Annotated in this window: 14 protein-coding genes; 2 read left to right on the plus strand and 12 right to left on the minus strand. The window is 60.2% G+C overall.

Going from position 1 to position 17,523, the window contains the following annotated elements; all coding sequences use genetic code 11:
• Window positions 1-24 precede the first annotated feature (24 nt).
• The 7 genes from HMPREF2927_RS03315 to galU form a co-directional block, all read right to left on the minus strand.
• Window positions 25-1,248 carry a pyridoxal phosphate-dependent aminotransferase gene (locus tag HMPREF2927_RS03315; RefSeq protein WP_070685511.1) on the minus strand — a complete coding sequence of 408 codons (1,224 nt, stop codon included), beginning with the start codon at window positions 1,246-1,248 and terminating at the stop codon, window positions 25-27.
• Window positions 1,249-1,254: 6 nt separating this feature from the next.
• A complete protein-coding gene (locus HMPREF2927_RS03320) occupies window positions 1,255-2,439 on the minus strand; it encodes a glycine betaine ABC transporter substrate-binding protein (RefSeq protein WP_070685514.1) in 1,185 nt (394 codons plus the stop codon).
• The gene (locus HMPREF2927_RS03325) at window positions 2,439-2,936 is read right to left on the minus strand and encodes an NUDIX domain-containing protein (RefSeq protein ID WP_005505097.1); all 498 of its coding nucleotides are present in this window, start codon (window positions 2,934-2,936) and stop codon (window positions 2,439-2,441) included. Before HMPREF2927_RS03325 ends, HMPREF2927_RS03320 begins: the two co-directional genes overlap by 1 nt.
• A gap of 38 nt (window positions 2,937-2,974) precedes the next feature.
• Complete coding sequence (locus tag HMPREF2927_RS03330) at window positions 2,975-4,165, minus strand: LysR substrate-binding domain-containing protein (protein WP_070685517.1); 1,191 nt, start codon at window positions 4,163-4,165, stop codon at window positions 2,975-2,977.
• Between the two features lie 110 nt (window positions 4,166-4,275).
• A complete protein-coding gene (locus tag HMPREF2927_RS03335) occupies window positions 4,276-4,776 on the minus strand; it encodes a DedA family protein (RefSeq protein ID WP_070685520.1) in 501 nt (166 codons plus the stop codon).
• A gap of 438 nt (window positions 4,777-5,214) precedes the next feature.
• A complete protein-coding gene (locus tag HMPREF2927_RS03340) occupies window positions 5,215-6,789 on the minus strand; it encodes a hypothetical protein (RefSeq protein ID WP_070685523.1) in 1,575 nt (524 codons plus the stop codon).
• A gap of 314 nt (window positions 6,790-7,103) precedes the next feature.
• Entirely contained in the window at window positions 7,104-8,012 is a 909-nt protein-coding gene (gene galU, locus HMPREF2927_RS03345) for a UTP--glucose-1-phosphate uridylyltransferase GalU (protein ID WP_070685526.1), read from the minus strand.
• A 339-nt stretch (window positions 8,013-8,351) separates the two neighbouring features.
• On the opposite strand from galU, the gene HMPREF2927_RS03350 reads away from it, so the two are divergent.
• Both HMPREF2927_RS03350 and HMPREF2927_RS03355 read left to right on the plus strand, forming a co-directional pair.
• Window positions 8,352-9,032, plus strand: coding sequence for a 5-formyltetrahydrofolate cyclo-ligase (locus HMPREF2927_RS03350; protein WP_070685529.1), 681 nt, complete (start codon window positions 8,352-8,354; stop codon window positions 9,030-9,032).
• Between the two features lie 230 nt (window positions 9,033-9,262).
• On the plus strand, window positions 9,263-9,448 hold the full coding sequence (locus HMPREF2927_RS03355; RefSeq protein ID WP_070685532.1) for an FmdB family zinc ribbon protein: 186 nt from the start codon (window positions 9,263-9,265) through the stop codon (window positions 9,446-9,448).
• Between the two features lie 89 nt (window positions 9,449-9,537).
• Here the strand turns inward: HMPREF2927_RS03355 and HMPREF2927_RS03360 are convergent, their stop codons facing one another.
• From HMPREF2927_RS03360 to HMPREF2927_RS03380, 5 genes are all read right to left on the minus strand, one after another.
• Window positions 9,538-9,876: a hypothetical protein gene (locus tag HMPREF2927_RS03360; RefSeq protein WP_246827348.1), complete on the minus strand. Its 339-nt coding sequence runs from the start codon at window positions 9,874-9,876 to the stop codon at window positions 9,538-9,540.
• Entirely contained in the window at window positions 9,869-13,870 is a 4,002-nt protein-coding gene (locus HMPREF2927_RS03365; RefSeq protein WP_070685537.1) for a DEAD/DEAH box helicase, read from the minus strand. The genes HMPREF2927_RS03360 and HMPREF2927_RS03365 overlap by 8 nt, the downstream gene beginning before the upstream one ends.
• Window positions 13,871-13,985: 115 nt before the next feature.
• On the minus strand, window positions 13,986-14,444 hold the full coding sequence (locus HMPREF2927_RS03370; RefSeq protein ID WP_005508442.1) for a hypothetical protein: 459 nt from the start codon (window positions 14,442-14,444) through the stop codon (window positions 13,986-13,988).
• Window positions 14,445-14,531: 87 nt separating this feature from the next.
• Entirely contained in the window at window positions 14,532-15,350 is an 819-nt protein-coding gene (locus tag HMPREF2927_RS03375; protein WP_070685540.1) for a MurR/RpiR family transcriptional regulator, read from the minus strand.
• A gap of 235 nt (window positions 15,351-15,585) precedes the next feature.
• Window positions 15,586-17,223, minus strand: coding sequence for an alpha-glucoside-specific PTS transporter subunit IIBC (locus tag HMPREF2927_RS03380; RefSeq protein ID WP_070685543.1), 1,638 nt, complete (start codon window positions 17,221-17,223; stop codon window positions 15,586-15,588).
• Window positions 17,224-17,523: the final 300 nt, after the last annotated feature.

Below are 17,523 nucleotides of genomic sequence, written 5' to 3' on the forward strand. Positions count from 1 at the left end.
CTATATGTAACAGAGGCGGGAAGGCTAGTGCTTCTGCTTGTAGTCAGCCATGAAGTTACCCAGACGCTCCAGGGCGCTGGTGAGGGTCTGCGTATCGGGCAGGAACACCAGGCGGAAGTGGTCCGGGTCCTTCCAGTTGAACGCGCGGCCGTGGCTGAAGAGGATCTTCTGGCTCTTGAGCAGGTCCAGGGCAAACTGCTCGTCGTCGGTAATGTCGAAGCGCTCAACATCAATCTTCGGGAACAGGTATAGCGCGCCTTCCGCGTTGGTGCAGCTGATGCCGTCAATCTCGTTGAGCATCTTGTGTGCCAGGGTGCGCTGCTCGTACAGGCGGCCGCCGGGAACGATAAGCTCGTTAATGGACTGGTAGCCGCCGAGCGCGGTCTGGATTGCGTGCTGTGCCGGGACGTTGGAGCACAGGCGCATGGAGGCAAGCAGGTGAATACCCTCAAGGTAGCTTGCGGCGTCCTTCTTCGGGCCGGTGATTGCAACCCAGCCTGCACGGTAACCGCAGACGCGATACGCCTTGGACAGGCCGGAGAAGGTCAGGCAGAGCACGTCGTCGCCGGTGAGGGTCGCCATGTTGATGGCTTCAGCACCGTCGTAGGTAATCTTTTCGTAAATCTCATCAGAGAACACGACCAGACCGTGTTGGCGTGCCACATCCACAATCTGCTTAAGCACGGAACGCGGGTAGACGGCGCCGGTGGGGTTGTTCGGGTTAATAACCACGATGCCCTTGGTGCGCTCGGTAATCTTCGACTTAATGTCTTCGATGTCCGGGTACCAGTTGTTTTCCTCATCGCAGAGGTAGTGCACGGGCTTGCCGCCCACCAGCGCGGTGGATGCGGTCCACAGCGGATAGTCGGGCATGGGGACGAGGATTTCGTCGCCGGTCTCGCACAGTGCCTGCAGGGTCATCGGAATCAGCTCAGACACGCCGTTGCCGAGGTAGACAGCGTCGGTGTCGAGGTTCATGATGCCGCGGTTCTGGTAGTGCTGCACAATGGCGGTACGTGCCGAGTAGAGGCCGCGTGAGTCAGAGTAACCCTGAGTTTCGGGCAGGTGACGAATGATATCCATCATGATCGCGTCGGGCGCTTCAAAGCCGAAGGGCGCGGGGTTACCAATGTTCAGCTTGAGGATGCGGTGGCCCATCGCTTCCATGCGATTGGCCTCATCCAGAATGGGGCCGCGGATGTCGTACAGGACGTTGCTCAACTTTGAGGACTGACGGTACTTCGTCATGATGATTTACTTTCTAGGGTGATCCAAAATGAATTGTGCTGCGTCGTCATCTGCGATGGGGTTGGAACCGCTAGTCAGACGCAACAGGAACGAGAGGTTACCCGTGTCTAATGTAGATGATACGCGGTTAATTGCCGTCCGGGCGCTATCTGGCAGGGTACGACGGATAATGGGCACCAGTTGCTGCTGCAAAAGTGCCGTTGACGGGTCTTCCAGGGTGACCAGGCGGTTCTCTTCAATCGCCGAGTCGCTGCTGTGCAGCAGGGTCACCTGCACGGTATCGGAGGTCAGGGCTTTAACTCGCTCGGCGGGATTGTCCTGAATCTTCGGGTCGTGCACACGGTAGCGGTAGAGGCTACGCAAAGAGTCCACGCCGTAGGTGCCGCTGGAGTACCCGGTCGGAATAGAGAACGCCAGAGAAGACTGCACCTCCCGCAGGTTCGCGAGGGAGTTGAGCTTGTGGCGGGCACTCACGGCGCGAGGGGTGACCAGTACATCCTTGTTGGTGGCGTGGGCGCCGTTGAGGAGCATGAGCTCTTCGGGCAGGATGCGCGAGATGGCGTTGGTCATGTCGGTGGTGCTCATAGCGCGCAGGTTGATGGGGTCAGCGGAGCGGGTGGAGCTTGCCGAGGGGCTTGCGGTACCGTCCGTAGCATGCGCGGAGGCGGTGCTCTCCTCCGCGGTGGGGGTAGCCGCCGGGGGCAGGGTCACGCCTGCCGCTTGAGCGGAGGCGCTCACGGAGGCGGCGATGCGTTCGTTATGGGCGGCGGCGGGGCTGATTTTGCCGTCGTCAGTCAGGTAGAGTAGCAGGTCGCCGCTGTAGTCGATAACCAGATCCAAGGATTCAGGGGCGGCGGCAGTGGTGCTGCGGGTTTCCTCATCGTCGGGCAGAGTTGCGGTAGGGGTGGCGGAATTAGCCGAAGGAACCATGAGCCCTCGCAGGGCGGCGGCGCGGCTGTTGTCGGTGTCAACAAGTTCAACGGAGTAGCCAACCTGTCGCAGGGCGCGCGCGTACACATGCGCCACGGCGCGCATCTCACGCAGAGCACCGTAGCCGATGCGCAGAGTACCGTAGCTGGATGCGGAAGGGTCCACCTGCGGGGTTGCGTCATTATTCCCGCAAGCGGCGAGTAGCGGCATGAGCGCCAGGGAGGTGAGCGCCGCACGGCGGGTGAGGGTTAGTCGGTTCATTAGGGAAGCTTCCGTGCGTTTTCGTCGGCAAGAAATTCGCGGTATTCACGTGCCCAGCTGGCAGCGTTGGAGTAGCCCATCATGGAGGCGACCTCGTCGATGAGAGTGCCGTAGCGGATGGTGTCTAGCTCAGCGATGGGTACCCAGCGTGCCGTGTCGGAGGAGCCGTTGATTTCGTGGCGCAGTTCGCCGGTGACAATATGGGCACGGAAAACCACCCGCAGGGCGCAGAAGGGTAGCGCTTGCGGGTCTTTCTGGGTGGAACGCACAGGGAAGTGTCCGGCGTGCACGCCCAGAATGTCTTCAATGGCGACGCTGTAACCGGTCTCTTCGAGGGTTTCTCTCAGCGCGGTTTCGTCGGCCTGTTCGCCGGGTTCCATGCCGCCGCCGGGCAGGGACCAGAGGGGGCTGAGCGCGCGGTCTTCGGGCACCCAGCGGGTCATAAGCAGCTTGCCCTGCTCAATGATCACTGCGTAGGCTGCGGGTCGGGTTTCCATTGCTAATGCCATGGTTTGATTTTACCGTCTATCGTTCGTTAGCGTTTCTTGCCGCGGCGTGCGCTGGCGGCTTTGGCGGACTGTCGAGCGTGCTGGCGCGCGTTGCCGTTTTTCTTGGCATTGGCGCGCTTTTTATCGCGTGCTTCGCGGCGGGCGTTGGCGGCTCGTGCCTTCGCTTTTTCCTTTGCCTTTTCGGCGGCGATACGTTCGGCGCGTGCCTGTCGGGTTTCGCTACCGCGCTCGCTGGTTGCGGTGCGGCCACGCACAATACCGATGAAGTCCTGCAGGAGCGCTTCGAGCTCTTCGCTGCGCGGCTCGCCCTTGGGGGCACGCGGCCAAACCAGGTGCACCGGGTAGACGTCCAGGCCCGCAACCGGGCGGTAGGTGAGGTCCTTGCGGTGATAGAAACGCGCAATGGACATCGGCACAATGTACAGACCCACACCGGCGGCAACCAGCTCGATGGTTTCCTTATCGGTCAGACCTTCGGGCACGATGCGACCGGCACTCTCACGCCATGCGCGGGAGACTTCTTCATAGGCCGGAATATCGGAGGCGGGCTGCAGCAGGAACTCTTCGGCAAGCTCCTCCACGGGCACCTCATCAAGTACGGTGAGCACATGGTCCACCGGCAAAATGACCACGGGCAGCTCCTCGTAGAGGCGGATGCTGTGGTACTTCTCGCCGTCGGTGCTTGCCGGTTCGCGGTCGGGGCGCACAATGCTCATGTGCGCGAAGGGGTTCTCGGGTACGTCCTTACGCTCAATGGGGGCGTGCTCGGTAGCCTCAGCGCTAACCTCGGCGGGCGCCTCGGAGGCTGCGGTTCCCTCTTCTGCGGACCCAGCGGCGGGGTCAATCAGGCGCAGGTCCTGATGCAGGGAGTCCAGGCCGCGCGCCTCACGCATGGGCACCTCCGCCAGCTGCACGCGGTCACCGAAACGCTCATGCCAGCGGTTGAACCACTTACCGGGCATAATCGCCGGCACGTAGCTAACACGTAGCACGGAGCGCTGTAGCACGGGCACGGGCAGAGCCTCCGGGGTCTGGATCATCGCTAGCTGCTCGGGATGCAGGTACACGCGGGTGAGGGTCTCGGTGGGTGCTTCGGTTTCTACCTCGTCGGTAGCGTTTTCGGGGGCGCTCTGCTCGGGGTCGATTGCGGTGAGGGCAGGGTCGTTGACGGGCTGCTCTTCGAGGGTGCCTGCGGTGGAGGATGCGGATGAACTCATCCCTCCACGCTAGCACATCTTGGGCGGGGGTATTGGGGCCTGGCGAGCGGGGTCAGGTGAGCGGTCTCAACCCGGCGAGATAGTGCACCTATCCCCCGCTGAAGGTAGGACTAGTTCTCGGCGATGTTATCCGCAGTGTTCTCAACGGCTTCACGGTTAATGCGGCGTTCGCGCAGCTGAGTCACAATGACCAGCACCGTAATAACAATGGCAAGGGCGAGCGGGAACATCCACGGCTCCAGGCCGAGGGCCGCAAGAATTGCGAAGCCGATGGTGGTGTAAATACACGCCCACATGAAGGTTCCAACCAGCATCGCGGGAACCCAGCGGCGCAGAGGCATTTTCGTGAAGCCGGTCGTGATGATGACCGCGGTTTGCAGACCCACGGTGAGAAAGCAGAGGGGCACAGCAATAACGCCCCACCGGTTAATCAAGCGGCGCGCTTTACGGTAGAGCGGGCTGTCCATGGCTTTGCGGATGCGGTCGAGGCGGGCGCCGCCTTCAGCAGCGAGCGCACCAAGAGCGTACACGATGCTGGTGCGGACGATTCCGACCACCCACATGAAAGCTAGGGCAACCTCAATCGGGAGTGCGTCAAACCATTCTTTCACCCGGCTATTCTCTCATGGGTGGGCGATATTGACCTGATTGAAGGTTTTTTGAGGCTTCTTATTCGACTTTTGGAGGGGTCAGAAAATTTTTTTAAATTTTTTCAGCCGGGGGTTATTGCCCCTTGTCGCCTGCAATGGCGCGGATTTTACTTAGGTCAACCTTAGTTTATTGACAGGCTGTCGCTATTTTCAGCTTGTCACCCGTACGGGAATTAGGATATATTTTTATTACCGAATAGGGCAGGCCTTGTGGGAAGGCCTTCCTAATCGGTCTAGAAGACTTTCTTCCTGTGTGTGATGCTAGAAAAGGAGCCCCATGGATGGGGTTCCTTTTCTTTTAACCAGCCAGCACCCCCAGACCACCCAGCACCACAAGGAAAAGCAAAACCCCAGACAGCGTAAACTGTCGGGGGTTTTGCACATAGTGAAAGCTAAAGCTTACTTCTTATCCTGACGGTGCAGAGCACTCAGCGGCTTGGGCAACTGAACCGGGTTCCAGGTGTTGCTCACCGCCTCAAAGGAGGAGCCAGCACCGGGGTGGCGGTTCGTCGAACGAACACCGCCGGTCGCAGTAACACCGGTCGAAAGAGCCGGGTCGTTCAGCGAGGCGATATCCAGTGCATCGAACTCGGAATCATCCAGGACATCCGGCAGAGGAATCTCTTCAGGAATCGGCTGAGCGGGAGCCTGAGTAGCAGGTGCCGCAGGTGCCTGACGGACGGGGGAACCGTCACGCAGAGCCTGGCGAGCCACCGGCTGATCCGGGTGAATTGCCGGCTGCTGTGCGGCAGTTGCTACCGGCTGCACAGGTGCCTGAGCGGGAGCCTGCTGCGCCTGAGCATGCTGAAGGGGCTGTGCAGGCTGATGCTGAACAGCCTGAGGCTGCGAAACCGGAGCCTGTGCAACCTGAGGCTGTGCAACCCGGGGCTGCCCCGCGGTACGAGGCGCAGCCGCGGAGGAAGCAGCGGAGCCGCTCTCCTGATCGAAGAGCACGCTACCGCGGCGAATCGGCTGGAAACGGCTCGGGCGCTGCTGGCGACGCTCCTGACGGTGCACCGCAGTCCGCTCGGTAGAACCAGTAGCGGTAGAACGCGCGGGTGCCGGGCGAGCAGGACGAGTAGCCTGAGAAGGCGCGGGCGCCTCCTCACGAGCAACAACCTCGGGGGCATCCTCAGATGCCTCTACCGCAGCATGTGCGCGGCTCGGGCGTACCACCTCACGGTTAACGTTGCCGGCAGACTTGCGGGTGGCGGGGCGAGCAGGGGTTTCCTCTTCAATCGGGTCCTCAACCGGCGCCTCCGCAGACTCATCGGCACTATCGGCAGGCTCTCCATCCCCATCAGAATCTTCGGAGCCCTCTTCGCCGGGCTCCTCCTCAGAGGCAGCAGCAAGACAAGCAGCACGACGAGCCTTGATCTGAGCATTTGCAGACTCCAGCAGACCGAAACGACTGACAGCCCACGTGCCACCGGAAAGAATCAGGAAGAGAACAGCCCAACCCCACGCCAGCACATCAAAGAGCGCCAGAAGACCGGTAACCAGGGCAAGAACACCCAGACCAGCTGCAACCAGCAGGGCAATACCGCTCGGGCTCGAAGTATCAAAGTAGGACAGAGGCGAGGGCTTTGCGTCCTCCACGACCGGAATCTCGTCCGTGTACGGGGCAGTCGGGGAAGATTCGCGAATCTGCGAAATAGAAGCCGTATCGGGCGCAGGGTGGGCGGATTCCTCCACCGTGTGGGAGGAACGGGAAGAAGCCTGCGGAAGAGCGGAAGAGGGCAGGGAGGTGCCCGGCGCCACCGCATGATCGGAGGACTGGTACGCCTCCGACTCATTCAGTAGCACACCCGCGGAGGCGAGAATATCCTCTGCAGTACGCTCGGCGCTAATCAGGGGACGCTCAGGCTCCATGGCGGAACCAGCAGGCGCGCGACGCAGGCTCCTGGGCACAAACCACAGCAGCAAAATCACGGTCAGAATTACCAACACACCCGAGGTGTTCAACAGCGTCATATCAGGTCGCCCTCTATCGTCCCTTTATCCCTAGACTTTAATCATACCCTTATATTCCCGATGCTTTCCATAAGCGGCAAGAATCGGGCTGGATATGTGCATATACCCCGGAAGGAATATGCACACGAGGATGCCCAGTAGCCTCACTCCAGAAGTACCACTGAGCCCTCACAGCAGTACCCAGTACACGAAATGATATGTGCGAAACGAGGAAGGCGCCTTTCCCCGGGGCTAACGCCCCACCGGAAAGAACGCCTTCCTCAGCGTGGTTGGTATTTATCGGTTGCCCTCATCAGAGAGCGGGTGCAGAGTAATTAGCAGTTCTCTGCAACAAAGTCCTTCAGCCATGCGCGCAGGTCGTCACCGAACTCGGGGCGCTCAGCAGCAAGAATAACGTTTGCCTTCAGGTAGGACAGCTTGTCACCGGTGTCGAAACGGCGGCCGGAGAAGACCACGCCGTAGACACTTTCGCCTTCGCCCTCACCTTGAGCCAGGGTCTGCAGAGCGTCGGTCAGCTGAATCTCGCCGCCGCGGCCCGGAGCGGTGTCCTCCAGAACCTCGAAGACCTTCGGGCTCAGAACGTAACGGCCAATCACAGCGTAGTTCGAGGGAGCCTCATCAGCAGCAGGCTTCTCAACCAGACCGGTGATCTTAACGAAACCGTCCTCGCCCTCAACAGCCTCAATAGCAGCTGCACCGTAAGCGGAAATAGCCTCGCGGGGAACCTCCATCAGAGCAACGACGGAACCGCCGGTGCGCTCCTGGACCTCCACCATGCGAGCGAGCAGGTCTTCCTTCTCATCAATCAGGTCATCGCCGAGCAGAACAGCGAACGCTTCATCACCAACGTGGCGCTTTGCGCGCAGAACAGCGTGGCCCAGACCCTTAGGGTCGCCCTGACGTACGTAGTGCAGGTCGCCGCCCATCTCATTGGTAGCTACCACGGATGCGAGCAGGGCGTCCTTACCCTGCTCAGCGAGCTGCTGCTCCAGAACGGGAACGCGGTCGAAGTGATCCTCGAGAGCGCGCTTGTTACGGCCGGTAATCATCAGAACGTCGTTCAGACCGGCACGAATTGCTTCCTCCACCACGTACTGAATCGCGGGGCGATCGACGACGGGGAGCATTTCCTTGGGGGTTGCCTTCGTTGCGGGCAGGAATCGGGTGCCCAGACCAGCAGCAGGAATAACTGCCTTAGTAACAGACTTAATTTCAGTAGCCATGCCACAAGAATACCCTAAGTTGTAAAGTACTCAATGCGATTTATCGACACTATGACATGAAAAAATCTTCAACGTGACTAACTACATATCGGTGAAGGTACATTCTTCGGGCTGTAGAGAAAATACCTTCTTCAGAACCCAATGCTATTTTCTGTAATCTCTATACTAAAAAGTAGAATCTACAGCCCAACAGAGTAGGTTGCTTTTTGTCATCTACAAGAACGTTTTCCCCCTGCCTCGAAACGCCCCTCAGCGCGGAGGCATCATGACCCAAACCAGCCAATCTAGCCCATAGAACCGCTCTCCCCCGCCCCACATAAGACCTCACCCGCAAAGACGATGGGACACACCATGCACCTCAACACCACCCCCGCCACCAGCAACTCCGACACCGGTGCCAGCGCAGACGATATCTCCCTAGACAAAGACATTCTCCGCTCCCAAATCCGCCCGCGCCGCCTCACCGCACGCAGCCATCGTGACGAACACGGTCAGCAGCAGCTGGCTGATCTTTTTGCCCACCACATTCTCGAGGCGGTCGCGCAGCGGACCCACTCCCCCGGCACCATTGCGGCATATCTGCCCACCAAATCTGAGCCGCCCATTATTCAAGCGCTAAACGCTCTCCATGAGCAGGGACACCGCATCCTCGTGCCCGTCGTGCGTCCCGGCCGCAAACTCGCCTGGGTGCACTGGGACCCAGCCGTTGAACATCCGCTCAACCCCATGGGAATCCCCGAACCCGAAGGCGAAGAACGGGACTCACAGGCATTCGTGAACGCCGATCTGCGCCTCATCCCCGCTCTCGCCTTTGATACTGGCGGGCACCGCCTCGGTCAAGGAGGCGGCTACTACGACCGGATTATCCCCCTGCTCAGCGCACAGCAGCTGAAGGAGCAGAGCATCGGCGTGGTCTTTGCTGACGAAATTTACGAAGCTATCCCCTACGACCAGTGGGACGCTATTCTGCCGGTGATTCTCACCGAACGGGGCATTTTCCACGCTCACCAACAGAGCTAAAAGCGCCCGGCTCACCCACGCCCGATTCGCTCTTGATTGACACCCCGGATCTTTATGCAAAACGCAAAGATATGCAGGAACACACCAACAAAATCACTCACGAAAAAGGCGAAAAGAAACAGAAATAGCTATTTGAGAAGAAAACGCAAATAGCTCCCAACCTTTCAAAAGCGGTACACTCAAACCACGTTAATAAACCATCACAGCGAAAACGGATACAGAAGGACAAAATGCCGGTCTACGTTTACCAGTGCAAGAATTGCAACCACGTCTTTGAACAGCGCCAGTCCTTTAGCGACGAGGCACTGCGCGTCTGCCCGCAGTGCGGCGAAGAAACCCTGCGCAAGCGCTACAACACCGTCGGCGTGACCTTCAAGGGTTCCGGCTTCTACAGCACCGACAAGGGCAACTCCTAAACGGAAGTTCCACACCAGTCGAAGAGGGGCGGGGCAACACAGGTTGCCCCGCCCCTCGGCGTTTAAGAAGCACTCCCAGCTCGGAGGCGCTACACGATATTGTTACCCCAGTGCGGGGGACGTTGCTGACGCATCCATTCCAGACGCTCACGCTCCTCCGGGGCCAGCGGCTGCGTGGAAGTAGCCGCTCTCTGAGAACCCGCCTTCTGGGAGTTCTGGTTCTTCTGGGAGTTCTGGTTCTTCTGGGAGTTCTGGCTCTGAGTATCAGCTTTCTTCGCGGAAGCCCCCGCAGCAGACGAGGCACCCGAAGCCGCAGCCGGAGGCGTCGTCACACCCACCAGCAGAGGCTCAGCCCCACTCACCGAACCGCCGCCGCTCACACGGCGGTGACCGCGGCGAGGCTTCGGCGTCGACGAATAACTAGCCACGAACCTCAGCGCCCTCATCCATATCCAGGTAGTGCAACACGCGCGCCACCACAGCGTCCGGATCGGCGAACACCTCCAGGGTGCCCAGCGTAATGTAGTTCCAGCCCGTGCGGCTCAGACGCTCCGGCAGCAGACGGGTACGCTCACGCACCGAAGCACGCGCGTAATTCTGCTCGCCATCAGAGCACGCCACCAGCGGCATAGCCGCCGGAGCACTCGGCTGCGAAGACACCACGGGAGCCACACCCAGCGCGGGCACCGGCTCAGCAGCCAGCTTCTCCGGGGCGTGCGCAATCAGAGCGATATCGCCCTCACCGCGGCTCACACGCACACCGCAAGCCTGCAGGCGCGCCACCAAATCGTTCAGCAGCCAGTCGCCCAAATCCGGGGTGTCCGCATCGTCGGCAGCCAAGAATGCGTTACGCGGCAGGGTCTCCGGCACGCGCTGTGCCTTCGCCTCCGCCTCTTCACGCGCCTGACGTTCCGCGTGCTCACGCAGCAGGTGGTAAAAGTCCACCGCACCATGATGCAGCTTCTGCGAGTCCAGCTCCGACGGGTCAATGCACGAAACGATGCGCAGGGCACGGCGAGCACGAGTCAGCGCCACCACAAAGCCCTGGCGACCATGCTCGGCAGACAGCTGACCCAAATCGTACGACGCCTGGCCCAGTCGGGCACGGCCCACACCCAGAGAGAAAATCACGGTGTCGCGCTCTAGGGTCTCAGCGCGGGTCAGATCGACCACGCGGAAAGACTCCTCACCGGCGGCGAAGAACGGCGCCAGCTGCGGGTACAGGCTCAGGGCGTGACGCACCGACTCAGCCACACGCTGAGCGTGCTTCGGGCTTGCCGTCACCACCGCCAGCGAACGATCCGGGGTACGGTACGCGTGCTCAAGCACCAGGTTCGTGACGCGCTCCACCTCAACACCGGGCGAGTCCAGGTTCGCGTTATCGCTGACCTTACCGCGAGTATCAATGTACTCAACGGTCAGCGAACCGGCAGGCTGAGAGGAGGCGCGGCTCACCGGAGCCGCATGCAGCTGCGAACCGTAGAACTCACGGTTCAGGTAGTCCAGAATCACCGGGTCCATGCTGCGGTGCAGCATCGCCAAGGTGCGGTTGGGCAGCACGGTAGCGAGCACGTCGAAGGTGCTGTCCAGCTGCTCGTCGGTCGGCTCGGGTGCACCGAAAGTCGGCGCGGACACGATGAACGGCGAGGGATAACCCGAATGCGGGTCACCCAGGGCAATCACCTGGTCGGCACGGGTAATCGCTGGCAGGTTCGCCGCCAGCGGGGTCGACTCGGAGTCCAGCAGCAGCACCGTATCAAAACGCATGGAGGCGGGAACCTTACGCGCCAGGGCGAAGGGGCTCGCAGTCCACAGCGGAAGCAGGGTACGCGCCATGACCGGGGCGTGAGTCAGTAGCTCCTCGAGCACGAACTCGTAGCCGCGCAGCTGACTCTTCAGGTACGCCGCCTGGTCGTGCTCAGACTCAATACGTTCAGTCCACACGCGCGCAATCTTCGCCAGCAGACGCGCCGGGGCGCTGGTCATGTGGGCGTAGTCGGCGCGACGGAAACGGGACTCCGTATCGCGCAGACGGTCACCGTCCAGCAGCTTACCCTCGTGATGCTGCAGCAAGAATTCCAGGGCAGACTGCCACCAGGCGAGCTCCAGCTCAGCGGAAACAACCTCGGTCGGAACCTGACGTGCGTACAGGTCATCGAGCAGCTCCGACAGGCCGCGCTCACGCAGCTTCTGGGTCAGAGCGTCACGCTCAGGCAGGGTCATCAACAGCACGCGGTCCGCCATGAGGGCGTCCAGACGCGCATCCAGTGCGTCCAGGTCGGTGCGCACAAAGTCGGTGCCCTCAACGGTGTCAGCCAGGACAATGCCCAGGCCCGCCAACTCAGAAACCAGGGAGTTCAGGGCGTCAGCCAGCTGATCCAGGTTCTCCGGGATCTGCGGGGTGCGGGGCGCCTCAATGTGGCGAATCCACTCGGCACGCTCCGCCTGAACCACCTTCAGCTGCTCGTGCAGGTCACCAATATTCACGCCGGGCAGGATGTATTCCTTCGCCGCGCGGCGCAGGCGGGAACGCTGCATACTGCTCATCTCGATACCGTTCTCACGGCGCCACGAACCGGAGGCAGTCGCCGCGATCAGGTCGGTCACCGGGCGGTCGTAGACGTCCGCGCGGAAACGCTTGAGCGTCTCGCGGATGCGCATCAGAATCGCCAGCTGCGACTCCCACTCGGCGATGGTACGACCCGGGCGCAGACCCAGCATTGCGCTGGTGCGGTTCATCGCCTCGCGCAGGTTCAGCAGGGAGGACTTGAGGGTAATGACCAGGGCATACGCCTCGGCGGCTTCCTCGTCATTGACCAGGCGGGCACGGTACCACGGGGAGGTACGCGAAGCCGCCGCAAAACCGTCAATCTCACCCAGGCGCACCAGCTCGGCGCGCACCTGCTCACGCTCCATGAGCGAATCGAGCATGGGGCGGTCAAAACGCACGCGGGTTGCCGGGCCGTCCTCGGATGCGGTCAGCTCAGCCAAACGCTGCAGCGCCGAGTAGACAGAAATCTGCCAGTTCGCTTCCTTGTTCAGCAGGGCACGAGTGTGGTCGAGCAACGCGGCACGGGTCACCACGAGCTCTTCGTTCAGGTCCTCAGAGTTCGGCTCTTCCGCGCCCTCATTGCGCACAATCGCGCGAATGAACTCGGCGCGCTGAGCCTCAGCGTCATGCTCGGCAAGCAGGTCGTAGCGCAGGCTCTCAATGCCGGTGCGCTTGAGCAGCGCCGAGAATTCAGCCAGGGTAGAGCGCTTCTCGCCCACCACGAGCACGGACTTACCGCGACCCATCAGGGCGGAAGCAATGTTCACAGCGGTACGCAGCGGCTCGGTGCCGGGCGCCGCGGTAATCGTGAAGGAGAAACCGCTGACCGCGGTGTCGATAATCTCCTGGGCATTCGCGTCAGCGTCCAGCAGGAGCATTTCCTCCGCCGGGTCGCGCTGATCCAGGGGCTGCTGCAGGTTGTGGGCGTTGAGCTCGCGCGGCTTCACGCCGGGAACCTTCAGTGCCGCCAGGTCACGAACCAGCGGGGTGATGGCGGTGTGCGGCAGCTCGCCCAGGCTTTCCTTCAGGTCAGCAAAGGTGGAGATGAAGTATTTCGACTCAATGGTCATGCCCGGAATACGACCGGCGGATGCACGCATACGCTCGATAACAGGCTCGGGGTCCAGGCGGGACATGGAGTTCGCCAGCTGCGCCACGTCCATGGTGCCTAGGTCGATGCCGTACTCCTGCTTGATCTGGCGGACCATCGCCGGGTTCAGGCGTGCGGAACCGGCGAGGCGTAGCTCGAAGTCGTCGTCCTTCGGGTGCGGGGTGATGCTCAGCGGCGCCATAAGAATCGGCGCGATGAAACGCTTCTCGTAGGCGGCGGCGTCCTCGCGGGTGTCGTGCGAAAGCCAGGAGGCGGTACCCGCCACGAAGTAGCCGGAGTCAAGGCCGTGGTCGGTGGCGAGTTCGTAGATCTTGGTGCGCAGGGTGCGGGCAGAGCGCATACCCGCCTCGAGCTGCGACTTGTCACGCAGGATCGTGGAGAGGCGGGTCTTGCGTCCGGCGAGTAGCTGAGCCAGACCGGAGGGGTTTGCTTCGGACAGGTCGATGTGCACGTAGTCGACCTGGTTGAAGTCGAGCATCGCGTCCGGGCCGGTGTAGACGTCCATCTGTTCTGCCCAACGCTCAAGCCCCGCCGAGGGGTCGAAGTCCTCGTGGGCGGGGTTCAGGTGTGCGGGCAGCTCGGCGATGTTGATTTCGTCGGCTACTTCGTGGGTTTCCTCTGCTGAGGTCGCGGCGGCTGCGGCGGGCTGAGCAGTATCAGCCGGAGTGCCGGGTGCGTGTTGCGCGTCGGTAGGCTCGGGAATCTGGTTCACGTCGTGAGTGTCCTTGTGGGTCAGTGCGGTGTACGTTTGCGCGTACACACCGAAGATGGTGGTTCTTCCGGGGTCCTCTGCCCGGGTGCCTCAAACGGGGCGGGTGTCAGCGTGCGCATGCGTGCTTAGTGTGCCCGCGTGCTTACTGCCTGTTCCTCTGTGCTTACTTCGACCACATTGCGATGTTCGCGGCGAGTAGCACTACGGTCACCAATACGTAGAAGACCAGGGCAGGCAGAAGCGCCCAACGGTACTTGGGTGCCAGTTCGCCTTCCAGGTTGCCGAAGCGCAGGGAGCGGAAGAGGAAGAAGCTCAGGATCGCGCCGGGCAGGTTACCGATGATGACCAGCAGAATGGTCAGGTACAGGGCGTAGGCTCGTTCGGTGCGTTCGTTCTCTGCGCCCGCGAATTTGAGGGTGCCGCCCAGTAGCAGGCTGAGGCATGCGTTCAGGAATGCCACGGTGAAGAAGGGAATCTTCAGGGCTGCTTGGAAGTCCATCTGGGAGTTCGCTGCGCCCAGAGCAATCCACAGCAGTAGCAGCGCGGGGATGATCATGAGGTACCAGAACAGGTACTTACGCATCTTCTCGGTGTTTTCGATGAGCGCGAAAATTGCGGTCACTGGGTGTCTCTTTCAGGTGATCTCAGGTGGATTCGGTCGGATTCAGGAGGAGTGAGTGAAGGGGCAGGTGGGCACAGTAATGCCTTGTCAGGCGTCGATTTCGCCCCCATTGTTGAGGGCGTCATCCACCTGGTCCTGCAGGGACTCGCGGCGCTCATTCTCAACGAATTCAATGTAGCGGCGCACGATGTAGTCCAGCAGTACCGACAGCGCAACGAAGGAGTAGTAGGGCTTGCGCTGGGTGCTGATCTGGGTGGGGGTCGTCTGGTAGTGCAGGGAGTACTCGGCGTGTGAAGACATGTAGTTCACACCAATGGCGGTCACCGCAATCATGGGGATGCGGCGCAGCGCCAGCATCTTAATGTGTTCGCGCATGTTCTCAGTCTGACCGGAGAAAGACACAATGATGACCACATCGTCCTGGGTCATATTGTTCATGGCGCTTTCGAACTCATTACGTGCCGGAATGACGTGGCAGAACTTACCGCAAACCTGCATGGACTTGGCAAATTCCTGAACGGCATTGCGCTGAGCGTAGCCGGTACCGAAGCAGTACACAGTGCGAGCCTCATGGATGCGCTTGAGCAGTCCGCTCAGCTCCATGTGCTCGAGGTAGTCGTAGGTGCGCTGAATGTCTTCGCGGCCGCTCTCAATGAACCGCGGGTTGAAGGGTTCGCTGCGGTTCAGAGAGGACTTAATGAAGTACTTCAACTCAGCAAATCCGGAGAAGTTCAGCTTCTTCGTCAAACGGATAATTGAGCTGGTTGAAGTATAGGTTTTATGTGCCAGAGAGTTGATCGTTGACTCTGCAACGAACTCTTCGTTTTCCAGCATGAATGCCAAAATTTCCCGTTCAGTTTCACTGAATCGGTGCTGGTTCGCATTCACGACGTCTTGTAAATCCACTCAAAGCTCCTGAATCCGATGGTGAGCAATATATAAATAGTACACGCTCTAGAGTCATCGGCCAGGGTGGGTGAGGACGGTCATCTATCACTTTGAGTGTGTATGCCAGCAGATTTGAGCCTGGGTGCGAGCCTGAATACAGCTTCGCCGGCGGCATCGGTGTTATCCGATACCGCCGGCGAAGTCTATACCTTATGAGGCGTTATGCCGTCAGGCGGTTGAAAGCTGAATCCTCTTAGGAGAGGGTCTTAGCTTCGTTCACCATGGTCTCGAAACGCTCGCGAACCTGGGGAACGTCCATGCCGACGATGACCTGGAATGCCTTGCCCTTGCGGACGAGGCCCAGAGCACCTGCATTCTTGAAGTCTGCATCCGAGGTGCTGACGAGGGACTCATCAGCAACGGAGACACGCAGGCGGGTTGCACAGTTGTTCACGGTGGTGATGTTCTCTGCGCCACCGAGCAGTTCGAGGAAGCCTGCTGCGCGGGGTGCGTAGAGGTCGCCGTCAGCTGCGGGAGCTGCCGCGCCGCCGTCCTTCTCAGCAGCCTTAGCAGCCTTGTACTCTGCCTTGCTGTAGAGCTTGGTCTCGCCACCGTCTTCTTCACGACCGGGGGTCTTGAAGTCGAACTTCAGAATCATGAAGCGGAAGACCAGGAAGTACAGGACGGTGAAGCACAGGCCCACACCGATCTGCATGAGGTAGGTGCCGGAGTGGTTTGCCCACAGCGGGATCCAGTTCTGGAACAGGAAGTCGAGCAGACCGCCACCCATGTAACCAACCAGACCCAGCTGGTACATGATTGCTGCCATGGATGCTGCCAGGATTGCGTGGACCAGGAACAGCGGGGGTGCAAGGAACAGGAAGGTGAACTCGAGGGGCTCGGTGATACCAATCAGGATCGCGGTGAGGCAGACGGGGATCATCAGAGCGAGAACTTCCTTGCGCTTCTCGGGACGAGCAGTGGTGTAGAACGCCGCTGCGATACCGATGGGTGCAAAGACCTTGGAGTTACCGTGCAGTGCGAAGCCGCCGCCGGGGAACAGTTCCTTCAGGGGCTTGTCGCTCTTTGCGAACTCGGTCAGGTGGGTCGGCCAGTCCTTAGCAATACCGTTCGGGGTAACAACATTACCGAAGACGAACGGGGAGTAGATGAAGTGGTGCAGACCGGTCGGAATCAGGAAGCGCTCGAGGAAGGTGTAAACCCACACGCCGAGTGCGCCGGATGCGATGAAGAAGCCCTGCAGGGAGGAGATGCCGTGCTGAGCGTAGGGCCACAGCCAGGAGAACAGGAATGCCACGGGCATCATCAGGAAGAAGCATGCGCCGTAGACGAACTGGGAGCCCTGGAAGATGCCGAGGAAGTCGGGCAGCTTCTTGTCGAACCAGCGGTTGTGTGCCCACACCACGATTGCGGAGATGATGATTGCACCGAAGATACCGGTGTCCATGGTCTTGATACCGGCGATCATCTTCAGACCGGTACCTGCCGCGCTCTCAGAGATGTCGGTGGTGTAGTCCAGGTCGAAGAAACCGGTGCCGCCCTTGCCCCATACCTTGAGCATGGTGCCAACGAAGTAGTTGAAGGTCAGGTAGACCATTGCAGCTTCCATCACTGCACGTGCGTTAGCGGTCTTTGCCAGTGCAATGGGCAGACCGATCACGAAGAGCAGTTCCATCTGGTTGAAGACGGTCCATGCGCCGGACTCCCAGACAGACCAGAAGTGGTTCCACGCGCTTTCCTTGTCAGCAGCGAGAGGAATCAGTTCACCGTTCTGTGCAATGATCGCGATACCAACCGCAAGGCCGGCGAATGCGAAGAGAAGAACGGGTGCCAGCATGGCAGAGCCGAACCTCTGTACTTTTTCCATCATGAGGCTATACGCCCTTTCGGGTTGTCGAGTGAGCGGACGCAGGTGCCGGCGATCGTTGCCGGTCTGCGGTGGCAACGCCGTATCTTTATACCCTCAAACGAAAGTATATGAGACGGGTGCCACATATCCTGCGTGCGCTAAATGCCGAATGTGTTTTAGACAGAAACAATAATGCCAGGTCATACCTGCCCACAGGTACCAAAACTGTGAGTTTTGAAAGAGTTTTTCAGAACCTGAAACATATCCCGGCACTGGTTAAAAATATTTGCTGCAGATGAGACTTTTTCCCTATTACCTAGC

Source organism: Rothia sp. HMSC061E04, assembly GCF_001813685.1.
Taxonomy (GTDB): Bacteria; Actinomycetota; Actinomycetes; order Actinomycetales; family Micrococcaceae; genus Rothia; species Rothia mucilaginosa.